This is a genomic window from Algoriphagus formosus (assembly GCF_002807035.1).
Classification (GTDB): domain Bacteria; phylum Bacteroidota; class Bacteroidia; order Cytophagales; family Cyclobacteriaceae; genus Algoriphagus; species Algoriphagus formosus.
Map to the genome: position 1 here is coordinate 388,967 of NZ_NIUC01000003.1, position 21,421 is coordinate 410,387.

At 37.6% G+C, this 21,421-nt stretch carries 17 protein-coding genes, 1 tRNA gene and 1 CRISPR repeat array; of the genes, 4 read left to right on the forward strand and 14 right to left on the reverse strand.

The features are described 5' to 3' along the window. Nucleotides 1-433 precede the first annotated feature (433 nt). Nucleotides 434-1,407: a CRISPR direct-repeat array (repeat unit 37 nt; unit sequence GTCTTAATCCTTGTTTTAGTGGATGCAGTACTCTGAG). A gap of 323 nt (nt 1,408-1,730) precedes the next feature. The 11 genes from CDH51_RS17170 to CDH51_RS17220 form a co-directional block, all read right to left on the reverse strand. Beyond that, complete coding sequence (locus CDH51_RS17170; protein WP_100629770.1) at nt 1,731-3,143, reverse strand: ATP-dependent DNA helicase; 1,413 nt, start codon at nt 3,141-3,143, stop codon at nt 1,731-1,733. A gap of 2 nt (nt 3,144-3,145) precedes the next feature. Continuing rightward, nucleotides 3,146-3,496, reverse strand: a complete 351-nt coding sequence (locus CDH51_RS17175) for a CRISPR-associated protein (RefSeq protein ID WP_100629771.1) — start codon at nt 3,494-3,496, stop codon at nt 3,146-3,148. 6 nt (nt 3,497-3,502) lie between these two features. Next, nucleotides 3,503-4,660: a Card1-like endonuclease domain-containing protein gene (locus CDH51_RS17180; RefSeq protein ID WP_100629772.1), complete on the reverse strand. Its 1,158-nt coding sequence runs from the start codon at nt 4,658-4,660 to the stop codon at nt 3,503-3,505. 3 nt (nt 4,661-4,663) lie between these two features. After that, nucleotides 4,664-5,737, reverse strand: coding sequence for a Card1-like endonuclease domain-containing protein (locus CDH51_RS17185; protein ID WP_100629773.1), 1,074 nt, complete (start codon nt 5,735-5,737; stop codon nt 4,664-4,666). Between the two features lie 15 nt (nt 5,738-5,752). Further along, on the reverse strand, nt 5,753-8,152 hold the full coding sequence (locus CDH51_RS17190) for a TIGR03986 family type III CRISPR-associated RAMP protein (protein WP_100629774.1): 2,400 nt from the start codon (nt 8,150-8,152) through the stop codon (nt 5,753-5,755). Between the two features lie 19 nt (nt 8,153-8,171). Continuing rightward, on the reverse strand, nt 8,172-8,573 hold the full coding sequence (locus CDH51_RS17195; protein WP_100629775.1) for a TIGR04423 family type III CRISPR-associated protein: 402 nt from the start codon (nt 8,571-8,573) through the stop codon (nt 8,172-8,174). Continuing rightward, a complete protein-coding gene (locus tag CDH51_RS17200) occupies nt 8,570-10,123 on the reverse strand; it encodes an RAMP superfamily CRISPR-associated protein (RefSeq protein WP_100629776.1) in 1,554 nt (517 codons plus the stop codon). The genes CDH51_RS17195 and CDH51_RS17200 overlap by 4 nt, the downstream gene beginning before the upstream one ends. 2 nt (nt 10,124-10,125) lie before the next feature. Beyond that, complete coding sequence (locus CDH51_RS17205; protein ID WP_100629777.1) at nt 10,126-11,577, reverse strand: hypothetical protein; 1,452 nt, start codon at nt 11,575-11,577, stop codon at nt 10,126-10,128. Nucleotides 11,578-11,591: 14 nt separating this feature from the next. Continuing rightward, entirely contained in the window at nt 11,592-12,143 is a 552-nt protein-coding gene (locus tag CDH51_RS17210) for an RAMP superfamily CRISPR-associated protein (RefSeq protein ID WP_100629778.1), read from the reverse strand. A 10-nt stretch (nt 12,144-12,153) separates the two neighbouring features. Further along, on the reverse strand, nt 12,154-13,560 hold the full coding sequence (locus CDH51_RS17215) for a Cas10/Cmr2 second palm domain-containing protein (protein ID WP_157807153.1): 1,407 nt from the start codon (nt 13,558-13,560) through the stop codon (nt 12,154-12,156). Between the two features lie 131 nt (nt 13,561-13,691). Beyond that, complete coding sequence (locus CDH51_RS17220) at nt 13,692-14,366, reverse strand: CRISPR-associated endonuclease Cas6 (RefSeq protein WP_100629780.1); 675 nt, start codon at nt 14,364-14,366, stop codon at nt 13,692-13,694. A 386-nt stretch (nt 14,367-14,752) separates the two neighbouring features. On the opposite strand from CDH51_RS17220, the gene CDH51_RS17225 reads away from it, so the two are divergent. Both CDH51_RS17225 and CDH51_RS17235 read left to right on the forward strand, forming a co-directional pair. After that, nucleotides 14,753-15,628: a DnaB-like helicase C-terminal domain-containing protein gene (locus tag CDH51_RS17225; RefSeq protein ID WP_157807154.1), complete on the forward strand. Its 876-nt coding sequence runs from the start codon at nt 14,753-14,755 to the stop codon at nt 15,626-15,628. Nucleotides 15,629-16,401: 773 nt separating this feature from the next. Next, the gene (locus CDH51_RS17235) at nt 16,402-17,514 is read left to right on the forward strand and encodes a hypothetical protein (RefSeq protein ID WP_157807155.1); all 1,113 of its coding nucleotides are present in this window, start codon (nt 16,402-16,404) and stop codon (nt 17,512-17,514) included. Nucleotides 17,515-17,763: 249 nt separating this feature from the next. On the opposite strand, the gene CDH51_RS17240 is transcribed toward CDH51_RS17235, so the two are convergent. From CDH51_RS17240 to CDH51_RS17250, 3 genes are all read right to left on the reverse strand, one after another. Then, nucleotides 17,764-17,840, reverse strand: a tRNA-Asn gene (locus tag CDH51_RS17240). A gap of 139 nt (nt 17,841-17,979) precedes the next feature. Then, on the reverse strand, nt 17,980-18,837 hold the full coding sequence (locus tag CDH51_RS17245) for a hypothetical protein (protein WP_100629784.1): 858 nt from the start codon (nt 18,835-18,837) through the stop codon (nt 17,980-17,982). A gap of 81 nt (nt 18,838-18,918) precedes the next feature. Beyond that, on the reverse strand, nt 18,919-19,341 hold the full coding sequence (locus CDH51_RS17250; protein ID WP_100629785.1) for a hypothetical protein: 423 nt from the start codon (nt 19,339-19,341) through the stop codon (nt 18,919-18,921). A 64-nt stretch (nt 19,342-19,405) separates the two neighbouring features. Between CDH51_RS17250 and CDH51_RS17255 the strand changes: the two genes are divergently transcribed. After that, nucleotides 19,406-20,278, forward strand: coding sequence for a hypothetical protein (locus CDH51_RS17255; RefSeq protein WP_157807156.1), 873 nt, complete (start codon nt 19,406-19,408; stop codon nt 20,276-20,278). Nucleotide 20,279: 1 nt separating this feature from the next. Further along, nucleotides 20,280-21,209 (forward strand): citrulline utilization hydrolase CtlX, encoded by a 930-nt coding sequence (gene ctlX / locus CDH51_RS17260; RefSeq protein WP_232724847.1) that lies wholly within the window; start codon nt 20,280-20,282, stop codon nt 21,207-21,209. Nucleotides 21,210-21,421 lie beyond the last annotated feature (212 nt).

The window sequence follows — 21,421 nt, forward strand, 5'->3', positions numbered from 1 at the left end:
AAGATACGAGATATACCATTAGCCCTCCCTGCAAGCTGGCCCGTCGCTAAAATCGGCCCAAGGGCAGATTTTTAAACGCTCCGTCCTCCTTGTTTTAGTGGATGCAGTACTCTGAGAGATTGAGGAGAAAGCAGAACTTCAGGGGTTGCCAGAGTCTTAATCCTTGTTTTAGTGGATGCAGTACTCTGAGCCGTACACAGCCGTCCTGCACATTGGAACCTGAAATTGTCTTAATCCTTGTTTTAGTGGATGCAGTACTCTGAGAACAATGAATTGGATTGATGAAAGGAATATGAAAGTCTTAATCCTTGTTTTAGTGGACCTGCCCGCCGAGGCGGGTGCAGATGTTTTCGTAAAGATACTAGATGTACGATTAGCCCACCCTGCAAGCTGGCTACTCGCTAAACCAGTCCACTGGACTGTTTCTTAACGCTCGTCCCTCCTTGTTTTAGTGGATGCAGTACTCTGAGGCGTTTAACGCTGAAGCTCCAATCTACAAGTCAACGTCTTAATCCTTGTTTTAGTGGATGCAGTACTCTGAGACATATGCGTTTGGGTAACAGAATCTGACTTAGAGAGTCTTAATCCTTGTTTTAGTGGATGCAGTACTCTGAGAAGAGATCATATTCTCGTACTTCTTTTGAAGAAGAGTCTTAATCCTTGTTTTAGTGGATGCAGTACTCTGAGTGCCTAATGGAGATCTTTCTGGTTGGTATAATACCGTCTTAATCCTTGTTTTAGTGGATGCAGTACTCTGAGTTGAGCAAACTATGAAAATGGTTGATGATTTTAAGTCTTAATCCTTGTTTTAGTGGATGCAGTACTCTGAGATTATATGTTCAGACGTAAAGAAAATGTTCCCAAGTCTTAATCCTTGTTTTAGTGGATGCAGTACTCTGAGTTGGTAGTCCACGCGTAACCCATTATGTTTCAGACGTCTTAATCCTTGTTTTAGTGGATGCAGTACTCTGAGGGTCGTGTGGTTGACGGAGCAATCAACTCAACTCTTGTCTTAATCCTTGTTTTAGTGGATGCAGTACTCTGAGAAACAATGGTAAAATAGAAGATCCTTGGGGTAATTGTCTTAATCCTTGTTTTAGTGGATGCAGTACTCTGAGCCAGTCAGACTGGCTGTAAATGAACAAAACGAAATAGTCTTAATCCTTGTTTTAGTGGATGCAGTACTCTGAGAAAAAACATTAAGTTGTAACAAAAATACGTAAGTGGTCTTAATCCTTGTTTTAGTGGATGCAGTACTCTGAGGCCTACAGTTGGAATCGTTGGAACGGAGTACGACTTGTCTTAATCCTTGTTTTAGTGGATGCAGTACTCTGAGTGTTTTGTTAGAAAATTGATAACGTGAGAGTGATGTCTTAATCCTTGTTTTAGTGGATGCAGTACTCTGAGACCTAGATCCAATTCTTACTGTTTCTCAATGACTTATGATCAAAATCTCGGGATAATATCTTTAGTTTTACGAAAATAAAACTCAATTTTCTTCTTGTTTGATTCTAATTTAATTCTTTTTTATGGTTTTAAAGGTTTTCTTTTATTCAATTTGATTTGACCCGGATTAGTTTCCAACCCCATTCTTTCTTACCCTTGACGGATTGGAGCACTGCAATTCCTTTTTCTTAAAATCTATTGAAGCTTAACTTTTACAAGTTTAGAAATTTGCATCATACTTTGATTTTGAAACTTCTGAGCTTTTGGAAACCCCAAAGGGTAGCTTACCCTATCCACCAATCCTGAGCGAGTACTAGCTTCTCTTTTGCTCGGGTGACGCCGGTATACCACCATCGCGTCAGCGAAGGAGGATTCATCACATACATGCCCTTTTGCAAAAAGAAATAGATTTTTTCCCACTCTCCACCTTGACTTTTGTGGCAGGTGACCGCATAGCCATAGTTGGCTCGAAGGCTATTTAAGATTGGGTCTTTTTGCATGGCTGCAAAATAAATATCTGTCTTAGGTTTGATCTTTTTCGTACGCATTCGCTGGCTAAAGTCAATCATTAGCAGCCTTTGCTGTTCCAGGTTGAGATTGGTCCGTCCATTGTGAAGAGGCTCAAGACAAAGAATGATTTGATGTGCTTTGCCTGTAAGTCTGGCTTTGACAGTCACCTCTACAAAGTTGATTCCCTTGACAGTGAGTGGATTGCCTACTTCTAGAATTTCGACAAAGTCACCATTTGTCAGTGGGACGATGTAGTTGTTTTGGGTGACCATGAGCAAATCGCCCGCTTGTAATGGGCTATGTGCATTGCCATAGAGGTGCTTTCGTACTTCGAGATTGATATGATGGCAATTCAGATTACTCTGACTGATGGCAGTGATCTGATCGGTCCCGTTTGCCAAGAGGTCTTCGATATACATTTCCTTCATTTGGTCAAATCCAACCAATTGAATGTTTTCTGTAGTTTTTGCAGGTATTTTGACCCATTTAGACTTGAATGTGATGCTCGTCATCCTTCGGATCTGAGTAGCGAGTTTTAGTACATCAGAGTCTTGTTTTTGTCTCAAAATATGGGTGAGTTCATAAGAATGGACCTCTTTCCCCAGATTCTTAAAAAAATCTACCGTCAGGGCAGGACTGTCATCACTGCCGACAGGCGGTAGCTGACAGGGGTCCCCTGCAAATATCACTTTATTGCTGCCTACCAAAGTCAGGAAATCAGTCAAAAGATGGCCAGAACCAAAAGAAGCGAATGAAGTCTCATCGCTACGTTCATCCCCGATCATCGAGGCTTCGTCGACGATATATACTTTTTCTGAATTTTCATCTGCTTGGCGAATTTGAAAAAGAAGTCGCATCTGACCATAGTCTTCTACCTCGGTGCTTTCCTTCTCGGCAGGCGCATCACCATCGATATCTTTGAAGTGATATAGCTCTGAGTGGATGGTTCTTGCCGAGAAGCCTGTTTTGGCGCTGAGGACTGCCGCAGCTCTACCAGTAGGAGCTAGCAGTGAAAATTCAATTTGCGAGTCTTCGAGGTAGTGCGCTAGCTCTTGGAGCATCGTAGTCTTTCCAGTTCCTGCATAGCCTTTAAGAATGAAGAAAGCTTGTCCAGGAAGTTGAAGGAATTTTTTTATTTGATCGATTGCTTCCTGTTGCTGCGGGGTGAGTTGCAAATGATCGTTCATAGTCAATAGGCTCTAAATCTCACAAATTCAAATTTTACATTTTTGGTACCATCTTCCAGTTCGATAGTACTACGGTGGGTGGTGGAGGCAATACAGGTTATTCCGTGAGTTTGGAGTAAGCGAACCAATTCAAATGTGAAAGTTAATTCACCCATTATATGCACAGCATTTGGATTGATGTCCCGAATTTTTTCCAGATATATAATAGCCAATTCCTGTATCGCGGACTCATCAGCTTTCGGATCAATAGGAGGGAAGGGCATATCCTCTATGCTACCATAGGATTTAATTGCTGCCTGAACCTGTGCACTAGACCAAGCTGCAGATGGGTGGTTGGAGAGATTGAGGAGCATTACGGTTCAGAGATCAAAGAGCTTTTTGAGTTTAGACTCATCTTTTAAATAATTTGCTCCCACAAGTGTAATCCCCAGATATTTCGCTCTATTTTTTTGATTAGCATTCAACTGGTCCAAATCATCTGTACAAAAAAGATACGTGTGGACGTAAAGTCCAAAATCTTTCTTCAATGCGGCAGCTTTGTAGAGAGTTTCATTATAAAGCGAATTATTTATTTTATCATCTATCGATATGGTAGATTTACACTCGATAAAATAGAGAGAGTTTTTGTACGTGAATAGAATATCGATTTCATTTGGACTTCCTTCTCTATAGATATGGACTCCCATTCCAATTTCCGGTCCTTCAAAACCAAATATTTTCTTTAGGGTGAATAAAACATATTCTTCAAACCAATCACCCGTCAAATATTTGGTTTCTTTGGTTGATAGCCAGCCCTTTGCTTTGTTAGTCGGTTCAAATCCAAAGCGGATTAGCTCAGCATAATGATTGTTAAAACCAGGGTATTCCTCGAGCTTAACTAGTTTTTCGCGCAATCCATTGCTATGTAAAAAATTAATAGCTTGAATTACTTTATGATCTTTGCTACTCAAAAATATGTCAAGAATTTTTTCAGAATGCTGATAATCCCGATGGGTCTTGTTCCTTTTGAGAATATCTTTTGTCTCATAATACCTATTAGCTCCATCCTTCACTCCATTTGCCTTTAGATAGGTAGCCAAATCAATTTTGTACTGATGAGTAATGATATTTTCAGTGATTTCAGGAAAAATCTGTCGAAACTGATTCTTTCCTCCATCCAAGTAAAATACTTTGGTACTATTTGGAAATTTGGAGAGAAAAAAATTGTAAGCTCCTAATGCCATGATTTTCGTACCACCGGTGAGGTTTAAAAAAATCTCTATGCCAGATTCTAGTTGGAGTTTACTGGAAATATTCGATTCAAATCCTTTTAGATTATATTCATCTACCTCAATCGTCGTAGATTCTTTGATTTCTGCTTGACAAGCCTCTAGGATTTGCGAAGTCACTCCTTTTTTTTCCATTCCTTTAGTGGTGATGAAGATATGAAGGTCTACCGGTCCTTTTTCTTTTATAAATAATACATTGGGAATTGTCTGCAGACTGACAAGAGACACCACTACTCTTTTATTTTTCATGATTCAATCATTAAACTTTTTTAATAATTGTGCTACCTTGAATTCCTGATCCACTCTCAAAATATCTTTACCAGTATAATTGGCAAATGCCTCTATATCAAGAATTTTATCGATACCAAGTGTTTGCACTGCGTTTTCTATCTGACTTATTGCTTTCGGGTCCTTAGGTTTATTGCAAAGTACGGCAAGGTACTTTTTTGATTTCAGTCCGAAGTTTTTTGATTGAGATAAGGAAGCCAGTTTATACATTGGACGCGTAAATTTTTCAGCCCTTATTTTGTCTGATTTATATACTTTACACTCCATCACATAAAGATCATTTTGGTGAACAAACATCAGGTCAACTTCATTGTCATTTTCATGTTGTGAATCACTGCCCAATCGCTTAATTTTCACGCTACAGGCAATTTGGTTATCTTTAAGCTGAAAAGCATTTTTAAAGAATTTATAGCAATACAATTCAAACCACTCCCCGCTTAAATAGGATTTTGACTCTTTGGTGTTTTCTTCATCTAGAGCCTCAGTGATTTCTTTGACCTTTCCGGGATGTTTTGTTTTTAATATTTTGTTCATGAGAGCCTCAGGCGAAGGTTTCTCTTCGTAATACAGAAGGCTATCGTGAATCAAAAAACCATAAGCCATCAGGTAATCCTGCAAGGAGGTTTTTACTTCTGTGTTTTTTGGAATTGATTTTATTTCCGGATAGAGTTGTTGGTATTCTGGTGAGTCGATAGGGGCATAATACATTCTCGATTCGAAATTCAAAAAATGCTGAAAAACCATTTGGGACATCAGCTTATTTCCTCCTGTGATATTTACAGCATAGGCTGCTTGTTCAGGAAATGGAAAAGCTTTGAGCTGATCAAAAATATTCAAGGCGTCATTTGCATCTATCAGTATTGTATGAAATTTGTCTTGGTTGAGCTTTAATGAAACTATCAGGTTTTTGGTCGAGTTTTTTTCTTCCATTTCTTTGCTGGAGATAAAGAAAAACTCTGAATCGGGATGTTTAAATTGCCTGATAAATAAAAGGTTAGGTACGGCTTGATCGGAAATAATGCAGACAAGGTGGGTCATGTTAGAAGATTGATTTTAAAAGAAACTTTCTGCACTTTCTTCACCTACCCACCTAGCTATCTTTTGATAATATGGATTGGACTCCAAAGGTCTGCCATTCCATTTATCCAATTCTTTTTGTGTAAATTTTTCTAGGACTTCGATAACTTTCAATTTTAAAGTTGCGATATCATCTTCTCTCGTGAGAAGTTCATTTGGAAGCTTTTTGATATATTGATTCACTTTTTTTGAAATTTCATCAAAAGCCCGTGAATTGATTTTTACGGATGATAAATCGAGTCCAGCTTCCATTTGTTTTTTTCTGTTTTCTTCATCAATTGCTTTTGCTTTCTCAATGAGCATCTCTGCTTTAAGTCTTTCATTTTCATTTTGTAGTCGATGAATTTCTTCAATCAGCTTGCCCTTTTTTTCATTTATCAAACTGTTTACCTCCCCCTTTAATTTATTCAAATAAAACTCGACCCATTCACTTCCTGGATCATTATCGGATAACGATTGGGATTGAATCTTATCATCTTCAAATCTTTGAAAAAATTTATTTAACGACTCTATCGATAACAAGGAGTTTATTTCAATGGATTGACCTACGATATCTGTATACTTTTGCAGCGCATATTTTGGGTCCTCTTTTTTTTTACCTTTTGCCGCAGCAAAATCAGCAGGTTTTGCCATGAATTTCAACTTACTATTTAGCCCTGGAAAAGGTTTACTCAGAGTGAACAAGGCCTTAATTTGCTCAGATTGATGCCAGTTTAAACCAGGAAGCCCCAATGACCAATTCATGAAAGCTTCGAATTCTGAGGAGAGTGGCTTTAGTTCTTCTAGGGTTTTATTGACAATTCTTAGGTTGACTCTTCCATATCCTAGGGATTTCCCCATCCCAATAGAATGGCTGTAACCATCATTCAAGTGAAATGTAATGGCAGAAATCAATGCCCCTAATTCTGTTTTTTTTAAATTGTGATAGGTGATCAAAAATTTAAACTTTGTGCCTTTGTCCAAGGGTTTAAACCTGGTCGCTACTTTTTCATTAATCTCTCCTGTTCTTTCATTTTTAGGAGGAGGGTTTGTAGCAATTTCTTCAGCAAATCTGACTGGATACCGTTTATATCCTCTAATCTCAGACTCTTTATCCATAAAGGTGGAGTACCTGCCAACCACCTTTCCATTGGTCTCATTTTGTTTAATATAATTGGGATAATAAGTAGGTTTTGGGCCAGCCAAAACTTCTAATTTCAGGCCGAGGGACACAGGGTTGCCTTCTGCAAACGCATGACTGATCCAAACCCTTCCCTTAAGTGATTGTTCTTTTTTTTCTTTATCCCCTACAGTATATCCGAAAATGGTTTCAGAAAGATCTCTTTTAACATTATCTTGAGATGATCTTATAGATTCAACAATTGATTTATTGTAAGTGATTTTATAAAGTAACGATAAGCCAATATCCTTGATATTGGGTTTGGAAACAGGTTTGTTTTGATCTTTTAATCTGAAAAAAACAGGTATAGATTCCCCTGATGTCAATTGCTTCTTTCTCCACTTCCAGTCCTCTTTTTGTTGGTTTCTATCATGGTCATAGTAAGCAAAAAAGAAGTTCTTGATGATTTGAAATTCCGGATCATCGTTTGAAATTTTGATTTCTTCATAATCCCTTTCAAAAAATATGAACTCGTATTGTTTGCCTCTATTGGGTTCTTTTCTGACACTTGGCTGTCCTGTAAAGACAATCTTACCTTTATAGGGTCCATTGGCATCTATCAAGAATTTCTTTCTACCGATCCCATCTTCTTCACCCTCTTCAGAAAAGGTTAAGGTCTCATTTGTGATTTGAAAAAGTTCGTATTTAGATTTTGCAGATTTCTGCTTGTCATTTGAAACGTTCCTGGAATCTTGATAATATTTTGAAATTGGTTTTTGTCTTGTCAAAACATCCAAATCAACATGTTTAATTCTTCCTGGTCTTCCGCATGGCTTTAGGTAGTAGGATACACCGTCAAACCTTAACCATCCAGCCTGAGATTCTTTAGAAAGATCTGATTTTGGATATAAAAAATTATTTTGAAAATCCCGTAAAGAAAGCCTGACATCATTTACTTTATCCTCCAGTTTACCAAATGACATGATTTCAACTACGCTTCGTAGCATCCCTTTGATGCTGGATCCAGGAATAAAATAACGGCCGTTGAAATTATTGAACTCTGGATCAGGGATTTCTTCTTTTTCGCCTTTATTATTGGTAATAAAAATAGTTTTACCTCCATTTCTAATATAAATAGGATTTTCGGCAGTCATCTCAACCTCCAATGTCCCTGATTGAAACTCTTTGAATGGCTTATCATGACTGATTTGGTCAGCCCAGTAAGCTTCTACTACTTTCTTATTAAGAGGAACAAAATTATATGGTGCAGTTATCATGTTTTTCAAATTTAAAGTCTTAATTAAATCCAGAGAATGCTACCCATGCGGGCTCTAATACACTCATATTTTCACATAGCTCATCAGGAACTGACTCCCAAAACTGTACACTATTGATGAACTTGATGTCCTGATCAAAATTTCTTGCTACAAATGAATTTGATGTAAGACGATCATTTGAAATCTGATTCAGTTCCACTGCAAAGACATGATATGCCCCATCAAAATGAGAGATTTTTATACTGAGTCCATTTTGTGATGCACAAAATAGATAGCCTTCAATTACAAAAGGGAGGTTTGTGAAAATATCCTGAGGAACTTTGCTGTTTTTAAGGATCAAAGGTTTTTTGGAGTCTGACTGCCATAAATAACCTTCATATTCTAGATTAAGGTCTATCGCTGATATATCTATTTTCTTCATTTTTTCTCTAATTTTTCACCTTTAAAAAAACCATGACCTTTGGTAGTCATCCCGCCCAAAGGTAAATTTCCTGAAACCAGGTCATCCAAGCTTTTTTCAAAAGCCTTTTTGATTTGATCATCGTTCAAAACAGAAGATTCAACCCATAACTCCAATTCAATTGGCTCATTGGAATGGAAAGCTTTTTCTTGAAAAAGAGCACCGTCTAATGCACCACCGGTGAAGCGGTCGATTTTAACATGATTAAAAACTTTTTCTTTCTTTTTATCATAAGGAATGTAAAGATCATTCAAAAGTACAGCCCCTCGTTTTCCGGAAACTTTCCTTTCTGAATCTTTAGCAAAACCAAAAAGCTCATTTACCCCTTTATTTTCATCATTGGATAAAGTAGAAGATTTACTGATTTTTACTCCTTCATCTTCGAGGTATTCCATGTATTTTTTCCACGCATCTATTTCCTCAAAATTGAAATTTTCTATCTCCTTGATTAAGTTTTCATAAACTTCATCTTCCGAGGTCACTTCGATGTTGGTTTTTTCTCTTATTCCTTTAAGTTGATCCAAAAACGTTTCTATTGGAAATTCTTTACTTGGTGGCTGCGCATTTGTTGGCTCACCAATCACATTACCGGATTCATTATTATAATAAAAAGCAACTCTATGCCACAAGGCTCCTTTGATTGATGTAGCAGGTATCAAAATAAAGTCCTCCTCGAGTAGATTAGGCTTTCCATCTTCCCACCGAATATATTTTTCTTTTTTACCGACTCGATCTGCTTCCTCATCACCATAACCTGCTCCAAAAAGAAAGAAATTATTTGGAGTCAATTTTAAACCGTACCTCTTCCAATTATTAATAGCAGTATCTTCAAATTTGAGAGGAGAACTTTTAGGTAAAATTTGATTCAAGGAGGCGGATTTGGTTAAATAAGCTTCAAGTTCTTCTTTTTGCGCTAAATCATAGATTACTTGAAAACAAACCTCCTCAATAGGTGAAAAATTTCCATGTCCTTTTCTTGTTCCTGAGCCGATTCTGAACTCTGGACTGTTTATCAACTTTAATAGTTTTTCCCAGCTTTGTTGATCATCTTGATTTCCTACGAGTTCAATTTCAAACACAAATCTTGTCCCTTTAAAAACCAGCTCTTCATCAAATTTAGCACGATCAACAGCTGTTCCCCTGTCATTTATTTTAACATGATCACGATAAGGAAGTTGTTTGAAATGGCTGTAGAATCCATCATTAAAGTCTAAATCCTTCAAGCCTTCCACTACTTTACCATTCTCCCCGACCATCAGGCCCGGAGAAAACAAAACCCTGCTGCCAAAACCTTCGCTTCCTCCGTTTCCGAAAATTTCTTCCGCAATTCCATTTTTAATTGCGGCATGTCTGATGATACCTGCCAAAGATGTCCCGGGGATGTATGGAAGACCATTGGCGTCTTTAGACACAACATTGTCATGCAGCAAACCCACCTTGCCTGAATTAATGGCAAATGCGCTTTGTGCCTCAATGGTAATTTGCGCAATATATCTATAGGTATAATTCATCTTTACTGGGTTTTAATTTCTGAAGATAGTTTCTGAATGAAAGAAAGGGCAAATTTCTCCCCTTTATTTTCTGCAATCCTTTTCAGCTCTTTTCTTAAAAAATCACCACCAACTTTCCATTGATTTTGGGATGATCCTTTATAAACAAATCCTTCTAATCCTTTTACATCAGAATTACCAAAGACTAATGCATCAAATGCCTGAAGGGTTAGACATTGTTTCGCATACGCTCTTAAAGTCCCCCATTGGCTCTTACTCACCATTTTAAAATAATGACGGTGATTTTCCAGAAATCCTTTGACCTCCGACTTTACTTCCTGATCGAATGAATGTAGATTTTCTCTATTCTTTAAAGTTTTGATTACAACATCGATAGCTTCATCTACCACGTCAGCATATAGCTCAAAACTTGAGACTGCTTTTTTTTGAGATGAAAATGAAAAGCCTAGATTGACACCTTCCACAGGTAAAAAATCAGGGTTGACCAACACTTTTCCAAATCCCTCGGATTTATAAGAACCTACACCACCTTCAAAAAAATCAGAGTCAATAGGCCTTTTTAAATTCACGACAAAAACAGATCCCTTTTCAATAATTATTCGATCTGCATCTTTGCTGTTTCTGGTCCCGTTCCAACTTTGATATTTCCTGCTTCTGATCTGTGATTGCTCCCAAATTATTTCGCTTTCAGAAATTCCTGTTAGCTGTTCTGCCTCAGGTAAAGCTGTAGTTTGGCCAAAATTGTTAATAAAGCACAGATTGCTTTGTGCGTAAATAACTGTTCTTCCAGTCAAATTGATTTGATATATGGGTTTCAACTCCCCATTGAACTCTATTTCTACCAATCCATATTCTGCAGATTTAGATCTTCCAATCTGTTTTTTTCCAATTAAAGCTTTCTTTATTTCTTCAATATATTGCCCAGTCTGATCTTCTACAGTAAAAACAAACTCAGTATGTGCCGGAACACTAAAGTACCCAAACATTTGACTGTCTTTAGATTTTCTTAAGGTTGGGTCATAAGCTGATTTTAACCTGTAATTTTGTTTTATAGCCAAATATTTCTTTAACTCAGGTTGAATGTACCCTGTCCTGGATTGCTTCAATTGAATGTTTTCAGTTCTTAATTTCTTTTGGGTTTTCTTATCCAGATTATGATGCAGAAAAATCTCATTTCCTAATCCTTCACCTTTTTTGAAATAATAATTAGCAGGAGAAGGGTAGAATCTCTTCTTTTCAATAATGGGATGCGCATCACTAAAAATCACCTTTCCCGAATGAAAAATTTCCAAAGTGGATTTTTCATCATCCATCTTGTAAAGGCTTTTGGCTACTATCCCCAAAAATTTTGATCCCGGAATGTAGTTTAAGGAGGATGAATGCGATTCTGTTGCAGCACTGCTAGTCAATACTAAGTCCGATAAAAGTCGGATGTGGAATTCATATTTTTTCATAGCTTTTTACCTGATTATAGTATTGAAATTTGACATCTACCCAAGCCTCTGTTTCTATTCAATCCTAGACTTTTAACCCAATTTACTGATTGTGTTAAGAGATGGGGGGCAACATCTTTGAAAAGCACTATAGTGCCAAAAAGTGTTAAAGGAACAGTAACCTCCATTTGCCTCAGACTACCGTCATCTGCAAGACCATTCAAGTCTATTTTCGTGGATGAAATAACCTCATACAAAGTCTCTTGTTGACTATTTTCTAGGATTTTTTCAGCTAATGATCTAGAAATAACCGCATCTTTGAAAAAAGCACAAGACTCGTCCTGCATTCCATGCCCTTCTCGTTTTCCAAATATGATTTCTACTTCTTTGGACGAAATCATTTCCTTATTTAACCTGGCGATTTCTTCTGAAGCTTCTCTAAATAGCCCTTTCATAGTTCTGCCTGGGATGTAGGGTAAGTTATTGGAATCTTTCAAAACTAAATTATCTGCATATGTCCCTCCGGTAATTCCTGATCCAATATGCCAATAGGTGAAAAATTCTATTTTATAAATAATTGATTTCATAACTTTTCGATTAAATATTGGATAGTGATATCAAATCATAGAGGTGCGTATATTCAAAATTTCCTCTTTTTACTTTTGGATGATTCAAGTTTAATTCTGTTAAGTAGGTAGAATTTGGACCTAAAATCTCTTTGATTCTTGCCATTAAATATGAGGCTTGGGTTTCATCATCCCTGATTATTCCCAACCATTCTCTTATTTTTGACTTTGGTGCAGAAGGTCTGTTTATTTTTCCTACACGTGAAAGAAGTGTGTCCACAGTATCAAATCCGGTTTGCTCTTTTAAGAAGTACGGGCCATAATCAAATTTTAGCCCTTCTTTAGTTGTAAGTTCCTGTTTTTCGATTTCATTCATATCATCGATAAAAGAGGACTGAACCTTATGAAATAATAGGGAAGAAGGAGAGAAATCTGAATCAATGGTTTTGGAAACTTTTTTTGCTTTGGCACAGAGTTCTTCAGCCAAATCGGCGCCATAGTGAAATGGGTATTTTGGTTTGATAAAAGCAATGCCTGCACAGGCTGTTAAGCCTTCAGAAAATCCAAGATTGAATTTTTTAAGCTTTAATTCGTCTTCAAATTTGGAAAATAGTTCCTTGGTGAGTCTCTCAAAAGCCTTTAGGAATGTATTTGTAAAAGGAACTGCTAAATCACCTCTTAAAACAGCTGTTACATCATCTCCTCCGATTACAATTGGACGGATAGGGATTTTCTTCAATTTACCGGATTCTATTTGCGGAGCAATTATTTCCTTATACGCTTCCTGGACAGCTAATTTTGTTGCTTTATCAAGAGTCTTTGAAAATTCTCTTACCGTGGTTCTGACAAGATCTTCTGGCAAATTCTCGTACATGGAAATCAATTTTTTACCAAGATTGTTGCCATCTGCATGAATAACTGCAATCCAGTTACTTTTAGAAGAAAGGGTTTCAAGTTCACCTTGATTATTACCTGTGAGATCCTCCATATCAAAAATCTTTTGATTGTCCTTGATATAATCAACACCTGTAAGAGATTCGTATAACCTTTTGCTTGCACGCTTATTGAAAACTAATTTTGCATCTTGTGTTGCATCTATGACTTCTGTTTTATTATTATACTTTACCCCTATACCACCTGTTCTTCTAGCTGTCTCTCCATACATAAAGTGACTGATCTGGCTTGATGTATACTTAGCTTTATTTCGTTGAATTCTAAGTTTATCCTCTAAGCCTTGTAATGCATCCTTGAAAGAGATATTATCTTTTAGCTCTATCACTGCTTGGCTTACCGTTATTCCCGGAGCCTTTTCCATTACCCTGCGAGGAAACTTCTCAACGATTTTCTGACAGTCTTCTTTTCTTGAAAAGAGATATTTAATATTTCCAGCAGCTTGAAGAATCACACTATCATATTCAAATTGAATTCCGCTTTCCAAAATAAAATCAGTAAAATCCGTAGTACAAATCTCTTCCACCAACTCACTGCCTCCTACAATCTCTTTAAGCTTATTGGTCTGAAAAATGAAGCTTTGAATGCCCTGAATACTGGCACCATATAGGTATTTGCTCATAAAGTTGAATGTTTAATTATTTTTCCATATCCCACACTTACGCTTTTTCCTAAGCCGATGTCAGGTGGTAAAAGGACGTTTGATTTAAATTCAATTGTGAAAGCCATCAAGTCCTGTTGTTTGCGCCGGACTTTATTCACTTTTGGAATATCTGATATTTTCACTTCGATTTTTTCTTGAATCTTCCAGGATACCCCTTTTGCGAAAGACAGAATATTGCCAATTAAAATTTTTTCCAAAAACTCAACCTTCTCTGATAAATCGCTTAAATCTTGATACCTGCGATAGTTTGATTCATTTAGAGGCAGCCAATTTTGCAATCTATATCTATGATAGGTTCCGTTAACCCCTAGGTTGAATTGATTGATTTTTATATTCTCAACAAAGAGGGGGCGAGGGTTTTTCCCAATTTTAATCTCACCAAGATTTTTTAGAAATAAATGATGTATCTCCTCAGTCCCATGATGAATGCTAATGATTTCTGCTTTATTTTTTTTCGATTGATACTGGATCAGTGGATAGGTGTAGTCAAATTTGTTGCCTTCAATATGATTGTGAAAGATTATATGATCTCTTCCCACCAAGTCAACAATAGCACCTCGAAAAGCTAGTATTTCACTGTTTTTCAGAGGAGTATTAAAAGAAATTTTGATTACTCTGATTGTTTTCATTGAAAAAGGATAATGATTGACTCAACCGTTACTTTAAAAATCACTTTTCGATAATATGAAAAATTCTCAATTTTTAAAATCTTAATATGATGAAATTCTGAAAATGTAGTTTGACAGGAAACGAAGCTATTTAACTAGCATGTAGTAGTTTTTCCTTTTTAATTCATTCGGATGAACCACAGATTTTGATGAAATTCTTGCGTTAAATTGTTTTAAGAAGGTTTGATTGCATCAATTTTTATTTGGAAATAATTGTAGGCTTAAACATTTTAAATATTGGAAATAATCAAAACCTGACATTTTGAGTCAATTTTTTTTCAGCTTAATCATATAATGAAATTTTTTATGAAACTTATTCCCAAGTGACTGAAGAAAAAATAATTGAAATGAATAAGGAAGAATTTTTAAAAAGATTAGGGATAGAAGGGAGCCTGACACAGTCCCTGTTGAGTGGATTTAAAGATCTGGATGTGTTGGTCAATGGTGGCTTCTCGAATGAAATAGTAACAATCGCAAGTAGACCAGCACATGGAAAGACATCTTTGCTTTTCAACCTGATGATGAATTTTTCAATCAGACAGGAATTTAAAGGAATCGTAGCTTTCACACGAATGACGCAGCGGGACTTTATTTTTTATTTCTCTTCTTGGATCACAAATACTGATTTTTTTAAAGCAGAGCCTACTGAAGAGACATTAGAGAAAATCTATCCACATTACAATTTGCTTACTTCAAAAAGAGTGAAGGTTGTTCATCAAATTCTTTCCTTAGACGAGATTTTCACTTTGGCTGAACTGCATAATGCGGATTACATATTGCTAGATGATTATTTCAGAAGTTATACTTGGGAATATGATGTAAAAAAGTATGCGGAGGATTTTTCTAAAATTCAGGACTTTGTTCAAAAGAAAAAAATCTCCGTTTTTGTGACAATTTTGACTTCCAGGATGGCTGAAAAAAGGGGAGGAGATATGAGTCCAAGGCTCTGTGATGTTTACAGGAGTGATTTGGTAAGTACTTATTCTCATAAAGTGATTCAATTATATCGCCCGGAAGTATATGGGATCACAATGTGTGAAGATGGGTATACTTCTTTAGGTTTAATGGAAATGTTGATTCAACAAAACTCTAAAGGAAGAACTGGTTCGACCCGATTTTTTCATTTAGCACCTAGAAGAATGCTGGAAGATCCAGGAGGGGCATTTAGAACTAAGCTTGAAGGGGCACCTTCCCGAAGTAGCATTTTTCCTGATTTCATTTAATTGTTTTTATATCACAAGAGTCTTTTTGAATGAAGTCCCAAACTTGAGACCCAAGTGGAGAATTGATTATTTTATCAAAGAAATTTAATGATAAGAGGCGATTGATTCGTTAAATAGGTATAAGGATTTTTCTGGTTGGCTTAAGAATTATAAGAAATTATTCATGGATCTTACAAATACGCCTCCCAGATTGCCTACGTTAATAAAGGTTTCTTTCAATGGATTGAATTTCCTGCTGTTAGGTTGTTTGGTGAATTCTAATTTCTAATTGGAAATAGAAAATAAAATTGATTTTTAAATGATTATGCATGAATTTATTGGGTTAAAACGTCTTCGAATTAAGAGACAAGAGATTGAGTATGCTCTTCTAGAAAAAGAAAGAATTAAAAAGAAGGCCATCATTTTTTTTGGGCTTTTTATTTTGACAATACTCATCATAATTCCACTCCAAGATTCTTATATAAGTTCTGAAATTTCGGAGTCTGGTTTCAATAATGCTCGGGGTCTTCTCAAATTTGGGGGAGTGCTTTTTTGGATTGGACTATTCCTAGGATATCGAGTTTATCGGTTGGGAAAAGAAATTAAATTGCTAAAAAAACATTACAAGCAGTTAGCTGATCAGGTCAACTACTTAAGTAATTGAATAAGGCTGAATATTATTTCTAGGGCTCCCATTACGTCATTTATGAATTTTATTTTTAAATCATTTATATAAATCTTAACTATTTGGAATGAACTCTCATCTTGAAAAGATTCTCGATTGCTTTGCAAGAATGGATATCGAAGGGCTAAGGATTCTGTTGAATGAACAAACTTATTCGGATGTTCCAAAAGACTTGTTCTTGGAAAGATTAGAGGAACATTTTGAAGATTTCAAAAATCCAGATAAATCGCAGGATAGTGGACTTATTGTTCTTCCGGGAATTTGCTGTCATCAATCTTGTGAACCCCATCTAGGAAGAGCTGGCTATAAGTTCATAGGTTTCTCAGGGATTCATTTCGATTTGAGATTCGCTACAGAAATGGATGAAGGGGGTATTGAAACAGTAAAAGATATTTTTGCATGTAATCGTTTTGTAACATTTAAAAAAGAGGAGGGTTTAGGGGATTATCACCATTTTTGGGTTTATGAGGATGATCAAGAATCTTTTCAAAAAACCCCTGAATACATTCTTCTAGTTGAAAAAGCGAAACAAGGAGTGGCGTTTTGGAAAGAAGAATATGAGGAAGAGGTGGTATCGTTATCCGACCTTCGGGGCTGGCTGAACCATTATCAACCCGTTTATTTTAATATTCAGGAAAATTTAGAAATGGCTTACTTTTTAGATAATATGCCTAATCCAAAAATCAGGTACATAAAGCGTAGGTGGGATGATTTTTTGAACTTGTATTCCTTTTTAGATTTACTAATACACTTAATTAAGGATTTTCAGCATGATTTTCAACGATTTCAGTTAATAGTTTCAGAACCTATATTGGAAGAGAGCCTTATGGATTGGGTATTGGAAATTGAAGAAAAAATTGAGAGAAATCAATACTGGAGATTGCAAGGTATGATGACTTCCATAGAGTTTTTTCCTACTGAATGGAAATTGTGCCGCCCGTTAGGTCTCTCATTTGAAATAGAAGATAATTTGATTGCAGTTGCAGAGGAATTTCTAACCTGGTTTGAGATTGAGCGAAAAAAATTGGTTTTACACTATTTCTCATTGACGCAGTCTGAATTGGATGAATTTATGGATCAAAATACAGACCCTGATCTTGAATATCGAGTGAAGCGACTTTTGTCTTTTCATCTTGATAACAGGGAAAGGTTTCGGAAAGAAGGTGTTTACATTCCTTATAACTTGGGTGTTAGCCTTAGAGATCCGTTCGGGAATGATTAATTAGAAGATCTTAAAAAGACGATCTCGGTTTAAAAAGCTCACTCTTTACGTAAAAAAACGAAAAGACTCTATTTTCATTTAGCTCAGTGTTTGATTGATAATCAATCAATTATAATTTTTAGCTGCAGCTCGGTCTTTTTCTTGAGTTGTGAGTTATAAAAAAGCTGCAGCCGTTGAAAAAGTCCATTTAAACGAAACTGGAAAGGTTTAAAACAAAAAAAGAGGTCGTTTCTGACCTCTTTTTTAAACTGGCTCCCCCTCTTGGGCTCGAACCAAGGACCCCATGATTAACAGTCATGTGCTCTAACCAGCTGAGCTAAGGAGGAATTTTGTTTTACGTCATCCCTTTCGGATAACGTGATGCAAATGTAGAGGGATGTGTTATTTTTTCCAAATACCCCCACAAAAAAAACTTAGCTAAATTTTATAAATTTTTCTTTCCACTTCGCCCTCAGTCACTTAAATCTACTCTTTTATTTCTCCTTTTCGCTTGTCAAGCATCCCATTGTAGATAAAGGTCACTCCCAAGACCATCAAACCAGCAATTACGGCCAGCAAAACATTGAAATATGCAGGAGCGGAAAGTGTCAGTCGAAGGAAGATTGTCGCCAAGGCAAATGAAGAATAGCGAAATAAGTTGAGGTACTTGGTCGTATATCGTAGGGAAAAGAGCAATATAAATACATCTGCAAAGATCAACAGGGTATAGAAAAGCTCCAGACTATAATTGAAATGATTGGTTTGGTAGGCGGTAAAAAGATCATAAATACCCAAGCCAAGAAAAGTGAGAGCGAGGTATGTGGAGATCAGCTTCTTTATATTGGAAAAGCCGGATTGCTCTTCATAGTTGCCGGTAATACGAATATGTCGCTGTGCTCGATAGAATAATCCCGTGATCAAAAAGATCAGAATAGCTCCAAAAGCATCGGAGATTATTGGTCCCAATTCCCAAAGGAAGTCCACATCCCAGTGAATTTCTCCTAAATAATGTCCAAACTCCTTGAAGGCATCCCGAAGCAGCAGTAGGGAAATAATCTCAAATTGCTTCCCTACGGAATCAGCTACCGAGTGCGGAATCAGAAAGATCAAGCCGAGAATCTCAAAAATCAGTAAAACGGTAAATGCGAGTTCGATTGCAAAAAAAGCCGATACTCCTGCAAGTGGATTGGCGATGCCCAGGTAATTCAGCAAACCGATGATCAGGCCGCCGACAAAGAAGGCTACCACCAGATTGCTGATCATTTTACTGACTCGGGGACTCTCCCAATGCTCATCGAGTTGGTCGAAAATCCGGATTTGCCACTTAAAGAAGTTTTTGATCAAGGGTGAGTTAATTTAAAATCAGAACTAAAAAGGAGAATTCGCAGGGATCCTTTGGGGACTTTGGTCACCAAGGGATTCCATTCATTGATTTTTTGCGCTGAATTTTCGAGTCATTTTATTGATGAATTTGACGTTTCTCCAGCGTAGGGCCGACCAGTCCTCATTGATAGAAACCTGACGAACGCCCTCATACCCCTGATCTCCTAAAGCTTTCCAACCTTTGTCTCGATTGATTGATACCTGATAGCGTTTGGAGCTTTTCTTCGGATAAGCGATCCAGAAGATTTCATCTTCCCGCAGCTGTGGTTTCATTTGATCGAAAAGTACCCGTATCTCCTCCTCGCTTAGGGCAAAACCTAAAAGAAAGTCCGGGTGATCAGAGTCTTTTGCCAATAAACCCATAGATTTCCATTCTTTCTCTAGGGCTTTTAATTCTTCAGGACAGTTCCAGATTTGAATTTTCATCCCCTCCTTAAAGTTTAATTTTTTGAGTAGCGGATCCATGATTTTTTTCTATCAATTTACCAGTATTTCAAAACATTGCCCATATGAATCCCTATTTTTGAGCATGCGAAAGATTATTTATGCTCTTGTTTTGGCTTGTTTGCCTTTTTTCCTTTTTGCGCAGCAGTCTGATAAAACCCCTTCACCCTACGCTGCGGGTCAGGCCGTCGCTACCATTTCCAATCCGCTGTTGGAAGAAATCAGCGGTTTGGCTTTTTCAAGAAAGCATCCCAATCTGATCTATGTGCATACGGATAGTGGGGGAGAAGCGGCTGTGTACCTTTTGGACTCTATAGGAAATGAATTGGGCAAATTGGAATTGGAGGGGGTAGAAAATCGGGATTGGGAAGAGATAGCCGTCGGTCCGGGGCCTAATGGGGAATCTTACGTCTATGTGGGTGAAATTGGGGATAATCTGGCAAAGCATGACGAAGTCATTGTCTATCGCTTTCCCGAACCCAACCGAATTCAATCTGGTAAAGTCGCAGTGGAAGCAGCGATCCTGACCTATCCCAAAGGTGCACGGGATGCTGAAACGATGATGGTGGATCCCCTTGATGGCCGGATTTATATACTCTCCAAGCGGGATGATAAGAATTCTCTTTACAGCTTTGATCAGGAGGCTTTTGAGAAGGCTGGAGAAACTGAGATGAAAGACCATTTCAACCTGCCTTTTACCATGTCCACAGCAGGGGATATTTCCGCTGATGGCAGCAAAATTCTGATTAAGAATTACCAGTCCATATTTTATTGGGAGCGGGAAGAAGGGGAAGATTTATTGGATGTTTTGAAAAGAGATCCAATCGAACTCCCTTACAATCCTGAGCCTCAGGGTGAAGCCATTGGTTTCGGACCATCGGGAGCTACTTTCTACACCCTTTCCGAAAAACGATTCTCCATCGTGCCCGTTCTTTACTGTTATCCATCTACCCGTTAAAATGCAAAGCAGCCAAACTATAGTCATGATTCGTCCCGCCAATTTTGGTTTCAATACCGATACGGCGGAGAATAATATTTATCAGCAGCAAGATGAGCGGGCTCCGACCGAGATCAAAGCATTGGCTCGAAAGGAATTTGATGGATTTGTGGCACTGCTAGAGGATCAAGGTGTTCAAGTGGTGGTGGTTGAGGATACGGAAAAGCCTGTGAAAACAGACGCTGTATTTCCCAATAATTGGTTTTCAACACATCCTGATGGGAAAATCATTCTCTATCCTATGTTTTCGCCTAATCGCCGTCTAGAGCGTCGGAAGGACCTGATCGAGCTGCTGATGAATTCAGGATTTCAGGTAAAAGAAATCATTGATTTAAGCTTTTTTGAGCAGGATGGACAGTATCTCGAGGGGACGGGCAGTATGGTGATGGATCATGATCAAAAAATCATTTATGCCTGCCTTTCTGAGCGTACCCATCCGGTTCCTTTGGATTACCTCTCCAAGCTGATTGGATACAAGGTAATAGCCTTTGATGCGGTTCAGGAGGCTGGAGGTAAGGTGGTTCCCATCTATCACACCAATGTGATGATGCATGTGGGTACTGATTTGGCAGTAGTTTGCTTGGAAAGCATCGTGAAAGCCTCCGACAAACTCAAGGTGCAACAGAGCCTGACTCAATCCGGGAAAAAAGTCATTCCGATTACAGCCAAGCAGAAGTTTCATTTTGCTGGAAATATGCTGGAGGTATGTAATGATGGAGGGGAAAAATTCACGGTGATGTCACAGGCTGCTTATGACTCTTTGAATGTAGGTCAAATTCAATTAATTGAGAAGTATACGACCATTATCAGCCCTCAGATTCCTACGATTGAGAAGTTGGGAGGGGGTTCGGCTCGTTGTATGTTGGCTGAGATCTTTTTGCCGAGAAGTTGATTGGGACTGGGGTTGGAGACCTGTCTACCGAAGGTAGGCTGTCTTTCGCCCACGTGAGTGTCCTCACTCACGTGAATATTGCATCCTACTACCTGCTGTGAGTGGAGACTTTCTGCCTACGTGAGTGTCTTCACTCACGTGTATATTTTGTCAAAGGATCTGCTGTGAGTGGAGACACTCAAAGCGGCAACAAGGATCTAATGCCCACGTGA

Bases quoted from the DNA above. Each gene is read 5' to 3' on its own strand.
- CDH51_RS17170 (WP_100629770.1), bottom strand. From the start codon at position 3,143: ATGAACGATCATTTGCAACTCACCCCGCAGCAACAGGAAGCAATCGAT.
- CDH51_RS17175 (WP_100629771.1), bottom strand. From the start codon at position 3,496: ATGCTCCTCAATCTCTCCAACCACCCATCTGCAGCTTGGTCTAGTGCA.
- CDH51_RS17180 (WP_100629772.1), bottom strand. From the start codon at position 4,660: ATGAAAAATAAAAGAGTAGTGGTGTCTCTTGTCAGTCTGCAGACAATT.
- CDH51_RS17185 (WP_100629773.1), bottom strand. From the start codon at position 5,737: ATGACCCACCTTGTCTGCATTATTTCCGATCAAGCCGTACCTAACCTT.
- CDH51_RS17190 (WP_100629774.1), bottom strand. From the start codon at position 8,152: ATGATAACTGCACCATATAATTTTGTTCCTCTTAATAAGAAAGTAGTA.
- CDH51_RS17195 (WP_100629775.1), bottom strand. From the start codon at position 8,573: ATGAAGAAAATAGATATATCAGCGATAGACCTTAATCTAGAATATGAA.
- CDH51_RS17200 (WP_100629776.1), bottom strand. From the start codon at position 10,123: ATGAATTATACCTATAGATATATTGCGCAAATTACCATTGAGGCACAA.
- CDH51_RS17205 (WP_100629777.1), bottom strand. From the start codon at position 11,577: ATGAAAAAATATGAATTCCACATCCGACTTTTATCGGACTTAGTATTG.
- CDH51_RS17210 (WP_100629778.1), bottom strand. From the start codon at position 12,143: ATGAAATCAATTATTTATAAAATAGAATTTTTCACCTATTGGCATATT.
- CDH51_RS17220 (WP_100629780.1), bottom strand. From the start codon at position 14,366: ATGAAAACAATCAGAGTAATCAAAATTTCTTTTAATACTCCTCTGAAA.
- CDH51_RS17225 (WP_157807154.1), top strand. From the start codon at position 14,753: ATGAATAAGGAAGAATTTTTAAAAAGATTAGGGATAGAAGGGAGCCTG.
- CDH51_RS17235 (WP_157807155.1), top strand. From the start codon at position 16,402: ATGGATATCGAAGGGCTAAGGATTCTGTTGAATGAACAAACTTATTCG.
- CDH51_RS17250 (WP_100629785.1), bottom strand. From the start codon at position 19,341: ATGGATCCGCTACTCAAAAAATTAAACTTTAAGGAGGGGATGAAAATT.
- CDH51_RS17255 (WP_157807156.1), top strand. From the start codon at position 19,406: ATGCGAAAGATTATTTATGCTCTTGTTTTGGCTTGTTTGCCTTTTTTC.
- ctlX (WP_232724847.1), top strand. From the start codon at position 20,280: ATGCAAAGCAGCCAAACTATAGTCATGATTCGTCCCGCCAATTTTGGT.